The 15892-nt window shown below is 38.1% G+C and carries 13 protein-coding genes; 1 reads left to right on the top strand and 12 read right to left on the bottom strand.

The features are described from left to right. Positions 1-186: 186 nt before the first annotated feature. The 9 genes from katG to QM491_RS21160 form a co-directional block, all read right to left on the bottom strand. Positions 187-2442, bottom strand: coding sequence for a catalase/peroxidase HPI (katG, locus tag QM491_RS21200; protein WP_283329531.1), 2256 nt, complete (start codon positions 2440-2442; stop codon positions 187-189). A gap of 358 nt (positions 2443-2800) precedes the next feature. After that, a complete protein-coding gene (locus tag QM491_RS21195) occupies positions 2801-3340 on the bottom strand; it encodes a dihydrofolate reductase family protein (protein ID WP_283329530.1) in 540 nt (179 codons plus the stop codon). Between the two features lie 125 nt (positions 3341-3465). Continuing rightward, the gene (locus tag QM491_RS21190; RefSeq protein ID WP_283329529.1) at positions 3466-4002 is read right to left on the bottom strand and encodes an RNA 2'-phosphotransferase; all 537 of its coding nucleotides are present in this window, start codon (positions 4000-4002) and stop codon (positions 3466-3468) included. A gap of 6 nt (positions 4003-4008) precedes the next feature. Further along, complete coding sequence (locus QM491_RS21185; RefSeq protein ID WP_283329528.1) at positions 4009-4884, bottom strand: hypothetical protein; 876 nt, start codon at positions 4882-4884, stop codon at positions 4009-4011. Positions 4885-5134: 250 nt separating this feature from the next. Beyond that, positions 5135-6538, bottom strand: coding sequence for an efflux transporter outer membrane subunit (locus QM491_RS21180; RefSeq protein ID WP_283329527.1), 1404 nt, complete (start codon positions 6536-6538; stop codon positions 5135-5137). Between the two features lie 47 nt (positions 6539-6585). Further along, a complete protein-coding gene (locus QM491_RS21175; RefSeq protein WP_283329526.1) occupies positions 6586-9714 on the bottom strand; it encodes an efflux RND transporter permease subunit in 3129 nt (1042 codons plus the stop codon). 180 nt (positions 9715-9894) lie between these two features. After that, complete coding sequence (locus QM491_RS21170; protein ID WP_283329525.1) at positions 9895-11013, bottom strand: efflux RND transporter periplasmic adaptor subunit; 1119 nt, start codon at positions 11011-11013, stop codon at positions 9895-9897. 191 nt (positions 11014-11204) lie between these two features. After that, entirely contained in the window at positions 11205-11963 is a 759-nt protein-coding gene (locus QM491_RS21165; RefSeq protein WP_283329524.1) for a LytR/AlgR family response regulator transcription factor, read from the bottom strand. Continuing rightward, complete coding sequence (locus QM491_RS21160; protein WP_283329523.1) at positions 11960-13051, bottom strand: sensor histidine kinase; 1092 nt, start codon at positions 13049-13051, stop codon at positions 11960-11962. Before QM491_RS21160 ends, QM491_RS21165 begins: the two co-directional genes overlap by 4 nt. Before the next feature lie 336 nt (positions 13052-13387). On the opposite strand from QM491_RS21160, the gene QM491_RS21155 reads away from it, so the two are divergent. Continuing rightward, positions 13388-13708: a hypothetical protein gene (locus tag QM491_RS21155; protein WP_283329522.1), complete on the top strand. Its 321-nt coding sequence runs from the start codon at positions 13388-13390 to the stop codon at positions 13706-13708. A 112-nt stretch (positions 13709-13820) separates the two neighbouring features. Here the strand turns inward: QM491_RS21155 and QM491_RS21150 are convergent, their stop codons facing one another. From QM491_RS21150 to QM491_RS21140, 3 genes are all read right to left on the bottom strand, one after another. Next, entirely contained in the window at positions 13821-14354 is a 534-nt protein-coding gene (locus tag QM491_RS21150) for a carboxymuconolactone decarboxylase family protein (protein ID WP_283329521.1), read from the bottom strand. Positions 14355-14373: 19 nt separating this feature from the next. Further along, positions 14374-14499, bottom strand: coding sequence for a hypothetical protein (locus QM491_RS21145; protein ID WP_283329520.1), 126 nt, complete (start codon positions 14497-14499; stop codon positions 14374-14376). A gap of 161 nt (positions 14500-14660) precedes the next feature. After that, a complete protein-coding gene (locus tag QM491_RS21140) occupies positions 14661-15506 on the bottom strand; it encodes an AraC family transcriptional regulator (protein WP_283329519.1) in 846 nt (281 codons plus the stop codon). Between the last annotated feature and the right edge of the window lie 386 nt (positions 15507-15892).

The raw sequence follows: 15892 nt of genomic DNA, 5'->3' as shown, positions 1-15892 counted from the left end.
AAGATTTTGTTTGATTTCTGATTCAAAACAAATCAAAACACTAAGTTTTTAGAAAACCTTTCCGACAGATTGGGGATTTGGCAGGATAAACTGGGGAAAAATAGGAGGGAGTTTTACCAAAAACAAAAACCCGACAGTCAAGCGACCGTCGGGTTTTATTCACCAACTTAATAATCTAGTCAATCATTATTTTAAATCAAAACGATCTAGGTTGGTTACTTTTGTCCAAGCTGCAACGAAATCTTTTACGAATTTCGCATGTGAGTCTTGGAAACCATATACTTCGGCAATAGCACGAAGTTCTGAGTTTGAACCAAAGATTAAGTCAACTCTTGAAGCTGTCCATTTCACTTCACCTGTGATACGGTTGCGACCTTCAAATACTTCTTGGTCGTCAGACGTAGCATTCCAAGTAGTTGAGAAATCTAATAAGTTTACAAAGAAATCGTTTGTCAACGCTTCAGGACGGTGTGTAAATACACCATGAGATGATTTATCCCAGTTGGTGTTCAAGACACGCAAACCACCTACTAAAACAGTCATTTCTGGAGCTGTCAAAGTCAATAATTGTGCTTTGTCGACCAACATTTCTTCTGAAGAAGTTGTATGTTTTTTCTTTTTGTAGTTACGGAAACCGTCAGCTAATGGCTCAAGTACTGCAAATGATTCAACATCAGTTTGCTCAGCCGAAGCATCTGTACGACCTGCTGTAAATGGCACTGAAACCTCAACACCAGCATTTTTAGCAGCGATTTCAACACCTACATTACCTGCCAACACGATTATGTCTGCCAATGATACTTTTTTGCCACCTGATTGCGTCGCATTGAATTCTTCTTGGATAGAAGTCAATGTTGACAACACTTTTGCTAATTGCTCAGGGTTGTTTGCTTCCCAATCTTTTTGTGGAGCCAAACGTACACGAGCACCATTGGCACCACCACGCTTATCAGAACCACGGAAGGTAGAAGCCGAAGCCCATGCCGTAGAAACTAATTCAGCAACTGATAAACCTGAAGCAGCGATGTTTGCTTTTAAAGCAGCGATGTCATTTTCGTCAACTAACTCATGGTCAACCGCAGGAATTGGGTCTTGCCATACTAAGTCTTCCGCAGGAACTTCTGAACCTAAATACAATGATTTAGGACCCATGTCACGGTGTGTCAATTTGAACCATGCACGAGCAAAAGCATCAGCAAATTCATCAGGATTTTCGAAGAAACGTCTTGAAATTTTTTCGTAAGCTGGATCGAATCTCAAAGCCAAGTCAGTCGTAAACATGATTGGCGTATGACGTTTTGATGGATTGTGCGCATCTGGAACAGTTTCTGCACCCATACCATGTTTAGGTATCCACTGCTGAGCACCCGCAGGGCTTTTTGTCAATTCCCATTCATATCCAAACAAGTTCCAAAAATAGTTATTGCTCCATTTCGTTGGAGTAGTAGTCCAAGCACCTTCCAAACCACTAGTAATGGTATTTTCGCCATTACCAGAACCGAAGGAGTTTTTCCAACCTAAACCTTGTTCTTCGATTGAAGCTGCTGCTGGTTCAGCACTCACATATTTGCCTGGGTCAGCCGCACCGTGTGCTTTACCGAAGGTATGTCCACCTGCAATCAATGCAACAGTTTCTTCGTCGTTCATCGCCATACGACCAAATGTATCACGAATATCATGTGCAGCAGCCAATGGATCAGGGTTACCATCTGGACCTTCTGGGTTTACATAAATAAGACCCATTTGTACCGCAGCTAGAGGGTTTTCCAAGTCACGTTCGCCAGAGTAACGGCTTTTTGAACCACCGCTCAATTCCAACCACTTGTCTTCAGCACCCCAATAAATATCTTCTTCTGGCTCCCAGATGTCTTCACGACCACCACCAAAACCAAAAGTTTTAAAGCCCATTGATTCAAGAGCACAGTTACCTGCCAAAATCATCAAGTCAGCCCATGAAAGTTTACGTCCGTATTTTTGTTTGATTGGCCATAACAACAAACGAGCTTTATCCAAGTTTACGTTATCTGGCCAGCTATTCAAAGGGGCAAAACGCTGAGAGCCCGAACCTGCACCGCCACGACCGTCGGCAGTACGATAAGTACCTGCACTGTGCCATGCCATACGGATAAAGAATGGTCCATAATGACCATAGTCAGCAGGCCACCAAGCCTGAGAAGTGGTCATTAACTCAACGATTTCTTTTTTTACTTCGCTCAAATCCAATGATTTAAACTCTTCGGCGTAGTTGAAGCCCTCGTCCATAGGATTAGACAACGTAGAATGTTGACGAAGGATATTCAAACGTAATTGATTTGGCCACCAGTCTTGGTTTCTTGTACCACCGCCTGCGGCATGTCTTGCTGGCGCAGGAGCAGAAGCACCGTGATGGAATGGGCATTTACCTCCCTCTTGAGAACCGTGATTTGATGAGTGATGTTCCATTTTATAAATTGTTTAGTTTTTAACGGTAAAATATTGTCAAAAGTAAAATTCTGCATTAACATTTGGTAATATGCCATTTGTAAGGTTTTTCACTTTAAATGCTAAATTTTACTACTATAATATTAGTAATAAAAAAAGGATTTTTCCTTGATTCGATGTTAAAATTACGATAAGAATAATTATAAGTCAAATCGATTATTATTATTGAGATATAGATTTTTATTATAATGCTGTTTGGAGTAAATAGAGAGGGATTTACGGAAAAAAATTGATAAAATAGGTGTAAAAAAAGTAAGTATTTATTTTTTGAATATGTTTTAGTGTTGACCCAAACAGCTAAAATATCCTTTTATGGGATTTATCTTTTTCTAATAAAATGAGATTGAACCAAACTCCCTAAACAGATGCGAGAAGAGGTCAGTTCAAAGGTCAAGGTTTCATGAAGATCACCAAAAAGAGAGTATCCTCCTCCGAGTAATAAGGGAAAAGTCGTAATAACCATTTCATCGATAAGGTCTTCTTTCAAAAAATGTTGAATAGTTTTTCCTCCATCAATATAAAGTCGAGAGTAGCCCTTCTCATTAATTTGAGCTAATATCTCGGTTAGTGTTCCTTTGACAAGAAATGCTTTCCCTAAATAAGCTTCTGGAATTTCGGAAAGGGTATTACTCAATACAAATACGGGTTTGGTGTAGGGCCAATCGCAGTCAAAGCCACAGACTGTTTCGAAAGTAACACGCCCCATTACTAGCGCATCCATGCGATTAGCGAAATCAAAATAACCCATATCGTCGCCCTCAGGATTAGGAACTGAATCAAGCCAAGCGATACCTCCATGTTTATCGGCGATATAACCATCGAGACTTTGAGCAATGTAAACTGAATTTTGTGTTTTCATAAATACGCTTTAGGTTGTAAGCCGTAGGCATTAAGCAATATACAGTAGGCTAAAAGTTTCAAAATATTTTGCGGAATGCCCATAGCTGGCTGCTGAAAGCCTATCATTAAATCTTTATTGTCTACTTATAACTGAATAAACTCACTAGGAACGCTGTCTATTAGCCAAACATGATTTTCTGAAAGATAGAAAACATAGCCTTGGTCATACATTTTTTTGCTTTCAATTTTTAAAATAATAGGCATTCCATGACGCATACCTACTTTTTGAGCAGTTTCGGTATCAGCGCTTAGATGCACATGCTGTCGGTTCATTTTTGAAAGACCCTTTTCAAAAATCGAAGTAAGATTTTTTTCAACGGTACCATGATATAAAATATCAGGAGGAATTTGTGTCTGTAAAGCCAAATCTATCTCTATAGAATGTCCTTGATTAGCTCTGATTTTTGAGAAATCATCATTGAAGGAAAACCTTTTTTTATTATTAGTATCCACCACTTCCTTTAGTTGTTCGAACGAAATGGAGGTTTGGTGTTTCGCCAGATTTTGTAATAGAGTAGATACATCTACCCAGCCATTTTCATCCAATTGGATATCTATTAAATCAGGCTGATGGCGAAGGATTTTACTGAGTAGTTTACTGATATGTGTTAAGTTAGGCATCTAGAATTAGTCTAATATTTTTAGAAATCGACTACTCATCCAACCAAGATGAGTGTGGGGAGTTGATATATAAGCTCCATCATTGTCGTACATAAACTCCGTTTTAAGTTTTTTGGTAGGTTGCATTTCCACAAACCACCAAGTTCTGCCGCTCGGGTCAGTATATGCTGCCCATGCTATTCCCTGAGCTTTACTTTCGTAAGTTCCTAATATATTTCCCTTCAAAGGACTTGAACGGAATGTGGTTGGGGTATCATAAATTCGTGGCTTATATCTCAGACTATAACCATCATTGATCACTTCAAACTTGATTGGTTGAGCTAAATACTGCGTTGGAAACTTCGTTTCAGACATTTTAGCACTGGATTTAGTAGGTTTAAACTTAAACTTAGCGTCTACTATATACTCAGTTTTAAACTCCATATAGTCTCCGCAACAGCCTAGATTTAAGAAGGTTAGTTTTTGAAGTTGATGTTTTGCATCAAACTCTAAAGAAGCAATACTTTCCAAATGTCTAGATTGCTCAATAAATTTACCATTTTCTTGTAAGAAGAAAATGGTAATATTGGGTTCATAACCTCCATATCCATAATAAATAGCATCAATACTATTATCTCCATTGAGTTCTAGAAAATGAATACCCGTCAGAAATTCTTCTTTAGACTCCTGCTTGTTATAGTGTAATGTATCGTATCCTGAATCAAATTTGGGTAGGAAATTCTCTTTTTCTTGGGTACTAAAGGGGCGTTCTACAGTTTTAAAATCTAATTCATCAGTACTTGAAAAGAAGAGTTTAGGTACATTTTGTTGCCCCAAAACGGGCGATATACAAACTGAAAATAAGAGAACTATCGTGTAATAAATAGATGATTTAGGAAGCATAACATTATTATTTTAGATAAGAATCCAAAATAGTAAAATTGAGTAATTTTTACAAAATATATAAGTAGAGCCGTTGCACGCAACGGCTCCCAATAGGTTTGTAGTAAGAAGTAATATTTTAAGGGATTATTCCCTCTTTTGATGATTAGTTGGTAGACGTTGCATGCAACGTCTCTACAATAGGGGTTAGGTATTTTTAGAAAATCACTTTGTGCCTTTAACACTTTGTTCTTGTTCACTCAGTTAAAAACTATTCTACACCACCACCTAAGGAACGGTACAATTCTGTGGTAGTATCAAATTGCTCTTTACGAACACTGATGGCGTCTAATTCATTTTGTAATGAATTGTTGAGCGTCGTAATCACTTCCAAATAGCTTGCCATGCCATTTCTATACAATAGTAAAGCATCTTTAGTTGCCTTGGAAAGCGAGTTATTTTTTGACTGAATCAATTCCAGGCGTTCTTGTGCAGCACTGCCTCTGCTCAATGCTGTCGAAACTTCGCCCACTGCGGTAAGTAAACTCTGTTTGAAGTTTAAAACAGCTTTTTCTCTCTCTATCCTAGATACCTCAAAGGCAGTTTGTAAGGCTTTTTTGTTGAAAATGGGCTGTGTAAGATTAACGCCCAAATTTTTGATCAATGAGCCTGGCAAATCAAACCAAGTATTCATTTTGAAAGAATTAGCACCTATCGATGGACTTAAACTAATAGAAGGATAAAGTGCTATGTTTGCCAAATTCATCTTGGCATTGGCCGAAACTACAGCATATTCGCTGGCTTTTACATCGGGGCGACGACTTAACAAATTAGCTGGAACTCCCTCGCTGAATAAGGCAGTTGGTAACGCCTCTTGCATATTTTTGGTTCGTTCGATGCTAGTAGGATATTCTCCACATAAAATGCTAAGTGCGTTTTCCTGTGCCGAAATCGCTTGTTTTGCGACAGGAATCAGTAATTCTGCGGTCTTTTTCTGTGCTTCAGCTTGTTCTACTGCCAAGGAGGATGTTTGTCCAGACTGGTATTGCAAACGAATCATATTCAAGGCTGTATCTGACAAAGCAATATTTTTTTGAGCTACAGCAAGCTGTTCGTCCAATGTTAAAAGATTAAAATAGGCTTGTGCTACTTGTGCAATCAAACGAGTTTTGAGCGCTGAAAGATTTTCCTTTTGCATAAAATACTCAGCTAAACTCGACTCTTTATGATTTTTGACTTTGCCCCAAATATCAGCCTCCCATGACAAACGCAATGTAGCACTGTAATCATCCATATAGGCTGTTCCCAAAAATTGCTCACTCAATGAACCGTTTAGGGAGTTTCTTGAAAGCCAAGTACGGTTGGCGCCTAAACTAAAATCAAGGTTTGGGTATAAGCCTAGCTTTGCTTGCTGGTAATTCAAATCTAGTTGGCGTATAGTCAACACCGCTACAGATACATCGTTGTTTTTGGCAAGGGCTTTTTCTATCAAACCTACCAATTGAGGTTCTTTAAAAAAAGTTCTCCAAGGCAACTGAACAGAGTCCGCAGTAGTCGAAATGGAGTATCTGAAATGCTCAGGCATACTCACATCGGGGCGACTGTATTTTTTGCCAACAGTACAGGCCGAAAGCAAGGCGATCAATCCTATACTGATATATTTTGTTAGTTTCATGTTTATGTTCTTTTCTAAAATTAGAAAATATGCTTTTCCGTATTTCCTTATGCCTTTTTTCCTGTTACTTTTTCTTGTAAAAACTGGAAAAACATATACAGAATAGGAATTATAACAATCCCAAGGATGACCCCACTCAGCATCCCCATAGCCGCACTGGTACTAATCGAATGGTTACCTGTGGCAGTTCCTCCTTCTGAAATCATTAACGGAATCATACCGACAATAAAGGCAAAAGAGGTCATGATGATAGGGCGCAAACGTGCTCGCGAGGCGTCAATCGCTGCTTCTAAAATACTGAGTCCTGCACGACGACGTTGTACGGCAAACTCTACAATCAAAATGGCGTTTTTGGCTAGCAAACCAATCAACATAATCATCCCGATTTGTACATAGATGTTGTTATCCAAACCGATACTTCTGATACCTAAAAAGGCGCCTAACAAGCCTGTAGGAATAGACAAAAGCACTGCCATCGGCAATAAATAACTTTCGTATTGAGCCGATAACAAGAGATATACAAATAGTAAACACAGTCCTAAAATACCCAATGTTTGGTTGCCAGAAGCTTTTTCTTCCAAGCTCAAACCTGTCCACTCATAACTATAATCGGCTGGAAGTTTGTCTAATACTTTTTCCAAATTATCCATCAATGCACCGTTACTTGTGCCAGGCATAGCATTCACATAAATCGTCAAGGCATTGTATAGGTTGTGGCGACTCACAGCCTCTGGTCCGTAAACCTTGTTGAGCTTTACTACTGACTTTACAGGAACCATTTGTCCTTGTGGATTTTTGACATAAATTTCATCAAAAGCCTGCTCGTCCATTCTAAACACGCCATCAGCTTTGATATTGACACGATAGAATTTTCCGAATCTTGAGAAGTTCAAACTTTGGTCTCCAGCAAAATAACTTTGAACTGTACCCAATACCTGACTAACACCTAAGCCCATTTGTTTGGCTTTATCTTCGTCTACTTCGAGCTCTAGCTGAGGATAGTCGGTACGGAATACGGTGTAAGCCGATGCAACACCCGGTACTTTCATGAGCTCGGCAATTACTTCGTCCGATTTAGCTTTAAGAACATTTGGACTTCTACCTTTACGGTCTTGCAAAACAATCTCAGCGCCGTTGGTCATACCATAACCATCAACTGGTGGAAGGCGCATCGTCATGACCATTCCTTCTTTAATGACAGATAGCTTTTGGTTAACTACTCCCATCAACTCGTCTATATCCTGTACTTTACCACGAAGTTTTTTAGGTTTTAGTTTTACAAAACCTACCGCATAAGCGGGGCTAGTACTGTTATTCAAAAGGTTAAATCCAGTAATAGCAGTATTGTCTTCAACGGCTTCGAGTTCAGACAAAAGGTTATTGATTTTGTTGGCAACCTGCGTGGTAGGCGTAAGGGCTGTTCCAGGAGGCATACTCAATACGTAAGTAAACATATTGTCGTCTTCCATTGGCACAAAACTTCTTGGCGTCGTGTTCATAACCCAAGCTGAAGTAGCTATTACAATTGCTACTAATACAGCAGCCAACCACTTGCGTAATGCCAAAAAGCGAATGATTTTTACATAACGATTCGTGAAATTATTAAAACCATAGTTGAACGCAACGTAGAATCTTTGCCCAAAACTTAACTTTTTCTTTTCTCCATGATGCTCAGTTGCATGATTGTTTTTCAATAAAAGTGCACATAAGGCTGGAGTTAAAGTCAAAGCGTTGACTGCCGAAATAATGATAGAAATGGCAAGTGTATAAGCAAATTGTTTATAAAAAATCCCTGCCGAACCAGTCATAAAGCCAATTGGGATAAATACAGCCGACATCACCAAAGTAATAGAGATAACTGCACCCGTAATTTCGCTCATGGCCGAATGAGTAGCCTCTTTGGCACTCATATTACTACCTTCCATTTTACTATGTACTGCCTCCACAACCACAATGGCATCGTCGACCACAATCCCGATGGCTAATACCAAGGCAAATAGGGTAAGGATATTGATCGTAAAACCTAATACCAACAAGAAAAAGAACGTACCAATAATAGCTACAGGCACTGCGATGGCAGGAATAAGTGTTGAGCGGAAATCTTGCAAAAACACAAATACCACAATAAATACCAAGATAAAGGCTTCAAACAAGGTAGATTTTACCTGATTGGTAGCCTCGTCTAAGCGCTCTTTGGTACTGATTAGTTTGGAATATTTGATACTCGGAGGAAAGGATTTTGACAAACGTTCAATTTCTTTGTCAATGCCTATCTCGATGGCATTGGCGTTTGAGCCAGTTGTTTGCAAAATCGCAATCGTCACCGCATTGCGCATATTCGAAGAGTTGGAGCCACTGTAAGAAATAGACCCAAACTCTACACGAGCCACATCTTTCAAGCGAATCATATCATTGCCTTGATTTTTTACGACAATATTATCATAGTCTTCTGGCAAGTTTTTCTTTCCTTTATAACGAATCACATATTCGAGTGGCGCATCTGATTCTTCGCCCAAACGCCCAGGAGATGCCTCCAAACTTTGGTCTGCAATAGCAGCTGTAACTTCGGCTGGAGTGAGTCCATAACTTGCCATTTTGCGAGGATTCAACCAAATACGCATCGAATAATCTTTTGCCCCAAATACCATGGCTTGACCAACTCCCGGTACACGTTTGACTTGCGGAATAAGGTTAATATTGGCGTAGTTTTGCAAAAAGGTTTCATCATACTTGTTGTTATCTTCAGTAAACAAGTTGAAAATCAGAATCATACTATTTTGCTGCTTCGAGGTGGTAAGACCCATACGAATTACTTCCTGTGGCAAAATAGGGGTGGCTTGTTGTACACGGTTTTGTACGTTTACAGCCGCTTGGTCAGGATTTACACCCTGTTTGAAAATGACCGAAATAGAAAATGTACCATCATTACTAGCCGTAGATTTGATGTACTGCATATTCTCTACCCCGTTGATTTGTTCTTCGAGCGGTGTTACTACCGAGCGAATCACAGTTTCGCTATTACCCCCTGGATACGAACCAGATACCATGACAGTTGGGGGCGAAATATCTGGAAAACGAGTGACAGATAGTCTGTCGAGACCCACAAATCCTAGTACTACAATGACAATCGAAATCACCGTAGCCAGCACAGGTCTGTCTATTATTTTTGTTAGCATGGTTGATTTTTTTTAATTAGGCAAAAAGGGGTGAGGCATCAGGCAAAGAGGGATTAAATTTTATACATTCTCTTTATTTAGAGTCTCTTTGCCTTTTTGTTACAATGGGATAGGCATCAAGCAAGGAGAGATAAGGATTTATACTTTCTCTTTGCCTAGTGCCTCTTTGCCTAGTGCCTTCTACTTAATTACCGCCTTCACTATTACGCCTTCGTTGAGCATATCGATGTTGTTGGTGGCGATTTTTTCGCCTGCCTTCAATCCCGATTTTACGATATATTGACCGTCTACTTTACCTGCTACTTCAAAAGGTTTCATCGCAACTTTGCTGCTGTCGCCAAGGGTAAAGACGAAGTACTTATCTTGAATATCTTTGACACTACCCATTGGTACTTTCAACACACCGTCAAAGTCTTTTTTGAGTATAACTCTTGCCGTACCACCTGAACGTAGCAATTTTTGAGGATTGGGGAAAATCGCTTTGAATGACATGCTACCCGTCATTTTGTCAATATTTCCACTTGCTACTGTGAGACGACCTTTATGGTTATACACCGAGCCATCAGCCATTACTAACTCTACTGAATTGGCATTTTTCTGTAAACCTCCTTCTTTGGCAAAAGCGATATAGTCTGCTTCGCTCAAAGAAAAATACACTAATACTTCATTGATTTCTGAGAGCGTTGTCAACGGCGTAGCATCGTTTGGCATAACCAAGTTGCCAATACGGTTGGGAATACGACCGATATAGCCACTTACGGGAGCTTTGAGAACACTAAAATCAAGGTTGATTTTGGAAGAGCTCAATCCTGCTTTGGCTTGTTGTACTTGTGCTGTTGCTGCCTCATAGTTGGACTGTGCGGTTTTGAGTTGCATTTCAGATACAACCTTTCCTGCCACTAAGGGTTTGAGTTTTTCAACTTCTAATTTGGCTGTGGCCTGAGCTGCCAAAGCAGCTTCTAAAGACGCTTTGCTATTATTGACTTGTTCGTTGAATACATCACTTTTGATTTTGAAAAGCGGTTGACCTTTTTTGACATAATCACCTTCTTTGACATAAATCTGTTCCAAATAACCTGTTACTTGGGCTTTGATGTCGACATTGACTGTTCCTTCAATTGTGCCAGGATATTTTTTTTCTACTTCGGCATTGGTGGCGCCTAATTGGATAAAATCAACAACTAGAGGTGGTTGTTGGGTTTGCTGTGCTTGTTCTTTGCATGAAAATAACAAGAGTGTAAAAGCAAAAAACAATAGTGCCTTACTAGACAATCTTGTTCTGAATGCGGTTTGTATCATGATTTCGTATAGATAGAAAATTTTTGATACAAAGAAATAAAGAGAAAAGCGAGAAGGTAAGTCAAATTTGACCGAAACGACAAAATTGGATTCTGAAAAGAAAAGGTATCTGACTGAAATATGGAGGAGGTATTAGACATTAGGGAATAAGTTGTCTAAAACCTTCGAGTAAGAAATTAAGGAATTACATACTAAAAATCTAGCCAAGCTTTTAGTAAGCTCGCTTTTTCACGACTTACGATTAGCTCCATGTCTTCGGGGCTTTTTTTCAAATCAATTTTTAGTTTACCATTAAAATAATTATGAATTTGTTCAATAGCATCTACATGGATGATAAACTGGCGATTGGCACGAAAAAAATCCTTTGGATTAAGTTGTTCTTCTAGCTCTTCCATGGTCAATGGAATTATTTCCTCTGAGCCATTATGTAGCTTTGCACGAGTAATTTTTAGTTTAGAGTAAAAATAGGATATATCATTGATTTGTAGACTTTTGTATCCGTCACGATAGGGCAAGAGAAAACGCGTGCGAAAGTCTTTGGGCTGAAAATAATTTAACAAATTAGCCAAAGAAGCTGGCTCTGGTACTGACGACGTACTCTCTAATTTCTGAAAAGCACGCTCCAATTCATCCAATTCTACGGGTTTGAGAAGGTAGTCAATGCTATTATATTTGAAAGCCTTTACGGCATATTCGTCATAAGCGGTTGTAAAAATGATAGGACAAGAAATAGAAGTTTTCTCAAAAATCTCGAAGCTCAACCCATCCGACAAACGAATATCCATCATCACCACATCAGGCATTTCATGAGTTTCAAACCATTCGATACTGTCACAAATACACTCCAAAACATCCACGATCTGTGCATTAGGGCGAATAGATTTAATCAAACGTTCGAGTCTATCGGCATTTGGTCTTTCGTCTTCTATGATTAATACTTTCTGTATCATGCTTTTATGAGTGGTATAATTACTTTGAAAATATCGGTGCTTTTGTCAATTTCTAAGCCCTTTTGCCATAATAACTTATAGCGTCTTTGAATATTTTGTAGCCCTAAACCTGATGAACTCATGGGGTTTTCAATCGGTAGAAGGTTATTCTCCACGATAAGTTCATTTTTATCGGTATTATAAATGCAAATTTGGAGCGGATTCCTGCGAGAGGTTTTATTATGTTTCAGTGCGTTTTCTACCAACAACTGTAAGGTTAAAGGAGGCAAATAAGCACCTAAACACTCTTTTTCAATATCTACCTCAAACGTTACGCCATCACCAATTCGTTGTTTAATCAAAAAGATATATGATTTTAAAAACCTTAATTCCTCTTCGAGAGATATAATGTCTTTCTTGGTATTGACGAGCATATAGCGATAAATTCTCGAAAAGTTTTCGGCATATTCATAGCCCAATTGCTGGTCTTTTAGAATCATTTCTGATAAAACGCTGAGGTTGTTGAACACAAAATGGGGGTCAATTTGGAGCTTGAGTGAGTATAATTCGGCCTCCACAGCCATTTGGTCGAGTGCTGCGGCACGCATTTCGGAGTTTTTCCAATTGTCAATCAAATACACACAGGTATTGATGCCAATAATCATGAAAGAGATAATGACACTCACCACAATCCACTGAATATAACCACGTTGCATCTCGATACTCATCGAGCTTGTTACATTCTGACAAGCCTCACACATTTCTAGGAATCGGTACAAAAAATCAAAGAAGCCAATAGCAAGCATCACCAAGATGAAGTTAAGCCCCGTTTCAATCAACAGTCTGCGATATGGACTTTTGGTCCAAGGGATATAATGATTGAGTTGCATTCCCAAATAGATACTCGATTCAGAAATGAGGCAGCAAAAGCTAAAGTTGAGAAACAAGTCTAAAAAAATATTCAGCGAGTCCCGCTGGAAATAGATTTTCCAGTACGCCGAAAATGGGTCTATGATATAGGAAACTAAATTGTACAGCACAAAGGCAAAAACGATGATAATAATTCGTTTTTTACGTATGCTCAGAAAGGTATCTCTAGTTTTGGACATTATTTTTCTAATTCATTAATCTAACTTTATGTTTTTTTACCTTTAACCTAAAGCCATTTATGAGTTTACAAAGTTGCTCACAAGTTGAGAAATAAACCTAGTAATTTAACTTAAGCTACAGAAAATCCATCTGAATATACATTTTTGGGTACTGAGATTTCGTGGAGGAGGAATTGGAAAGTCTTATTTTGTGGATATACCCAGTGATACTATATTCACCAAAAGCTGAAGTTTTGTGGAAAAATAATTTACAAATCGAGTATAAAAGAAGAAAGAAGTACTTAAATACCTTTAAAATACCCTATTTATAATAAACAATTTTCAACCTATTTAATCATGATTATCATCGGTTCTTTGCTGACAACCTTGCCAGCGTTTGTATTTAATATCTTCGTTTTCTTTTTGGGGAAAATAATAGTACATCATCAGGATGTTATTTTGTACTGTAGAAGTTTATTCGGAAGTCTTGTAGACGAAGAGGATGAGGTTCCCACTAGACTAGCATATATCGAGAAGCTCTTGGTTATGATTGGCTATTTGGTGCAGGCTTTTGCTATTATTGGGATGTTTGCGACAGTATTTCAACTGGTTTCAATGCTCAGTATTCAAATGGTAGAGCCAGTAAAAATGCAGCTTTCATCGCCTCATGGGCTTTAATTTAGTGAATTGAGATTGAGTGATTTAGTGATTATTTTAAAATAATCACTAAATCACTCAATTTAGTTCGATCAACTGTTAGGTGCAAGGCATTGCGTCTCTACGTGCGAAACTAAATCGCTACTGCAACAGGAAAATCAACAGGCACTTGCGTTACGCCATGTAGATAATTGGTGATGATTTTATCGCCAATCAATACGATGGTATCCACTAATTGAGCTTTGGTATAACCTGCATCCAAAAATGCTTCTACAGATACTTGACTAGGGTGTCCACGCTCGATGGTAGTTTCTTTAACAAATTGTGCTAAAGCCTGCAATTTGGCATCAAAATCGATTGCTACTTTACGAATTTTGATGATTTGTTCATCTGAGAAACCGTTCATTTTGCCAATAGCTGTGTGAGCCGAAAGACAGTAGATACAGTCGTTGATTTGACTTACTACCAAGTTTACAACCTCTTTTTCTTTATTGCTCAAAGAAGATTTCATACTCTGTAGTGTCACATAGCTCGACAAAGCATTGTCTGAATGAGCAAAAGTGGCATATAAATTAGGAACCATGCCTATTCCTTTTTTGAGATTATCAAAAATATGTTGGTTTGTTTCAGATACTTGTTCGCGAGTTGGGACTTCAAAAGTTTTCATGTTCGATTTTGTTTAAGTTTTATTGAATCATTTTGTTGATGCAAAGTTGATACAATAGACTTGCTCGCAACGAACCACTTTTTCCCGACTTGTTACCAATATTTCCTAAGTCTTCGATAATCGGCTTTGGGCTTACGGATTTCATCAAAATTTGTTTGCATTTTTAGCTTACCATATAACTTTAAGCTCTAGGCTAAAATTTATATGGTATTTCTCATGAAATAATTAAAGCTTTTTTGCCTAATGCCTACGGCTTACTGCCTAATGCCTATTGCGGGCACAATTATTTTAATTTTGCCAGCTAACTTAATTTTTAAAATATTTTTCTTTAAAATCAGTAGGAGAGTCTCCAACCACTTTTTTGAATAAGCGACTAAAATGGGCTACTTCTTCAAAACCTAGGTCAAAAGCAATTTCTTTGGTGGGCTTTTCTGTAAAAATCAATAAACGTTTAGCTTCGAGGGTAATGCGTTCATGAATAATTTGAAGAGGCGTTTTGTGATTATATATGGAAAATAAATTGGATAATGTTTTGGGCGATTTGCTCAGCATATCGGCATAATCCTGCACTTGATGTTTGGATTTGTAGTGGTTTTCTACAGCAATATTATATCTGCGAACTATGTCAAAATCGTGCTCTTCCATAGGTGGTTGAATACTTTGTTCTTTGGCGATTCTGGTTACTAAAATAATCAAACGCTTAAGTAACATTCTCAGCATTTCGCCTTGGATGGTATCAATTGTACTAAATTCATCAATAAAAACTGTGCGCAGAGATTCAAAACGATGGAGGTTTTCCTCAGAAAGCTGAAAGAAGGTTATTTCTCTCATGCCATAAAATAAGAAACCTACACAGGACACCTCTTTGTCGTGGTCGACAATACAGTAGAATTCTCTGTTGAAACGCCAAATAACTAAGTTTTGAGGTTTTTCAAACCAAAAAGACTGATTTACCATTAGTGGAAGAATAGTATTTTTAGGGAAAGTATAATGATTCCCATCTATCAAGATTTGCTGAGATTCGCCTCGATTCCATACAATGGTAAGCAAACGTTCTTCACGATTGTCATAAAAAATATGCTCAAATTGGTGTTCTTCAATTAATAACGAAAAGTGACTATGGAAAGAGTTTTCTTCAAAAATGTATTTCATGTTGATTGTTTTGCTGAGTTTAGTAGGTCTGCATTTGTTGTATAGATAATAGAAAAAGAGTATTCTTTTGTTCCCTAAACTGCTACATGTCTTGATAGAATAATACAATTTGGGCTGTCCTGTTTCTGTACTGCTTAAATAAGGATTAGCAGGATAAATAAGGTGATATTAATCATGTTTTAGGCAGTTTGATAAAAAAACTTTCAAAATCAGTAAAAAAATACTGGCGATTTTATTCTATAAAAAGCATGAAATAAGGCTTGGATTTACTCAATAAACTATTACAATTGTACTATTTAAAAATACCGATTTTCTCTCATAATAACAGCGTTTTTTTTACGTATAATAAAGATAGTTCATGTTCCGTAAACGATTTCGGAAACCAT

The organism is Flectobacillus longus, assembly GCF_030056705.1.
Lineage (GTDB): Bacteria > Bacteroidota > Bacteroidia > Cytophagales > Spirosomataceae > Flectobacillus > Flectobacillus longus.
This window is presented reverse-complemented; position numbering and strand designations above follow the sequence as displayed.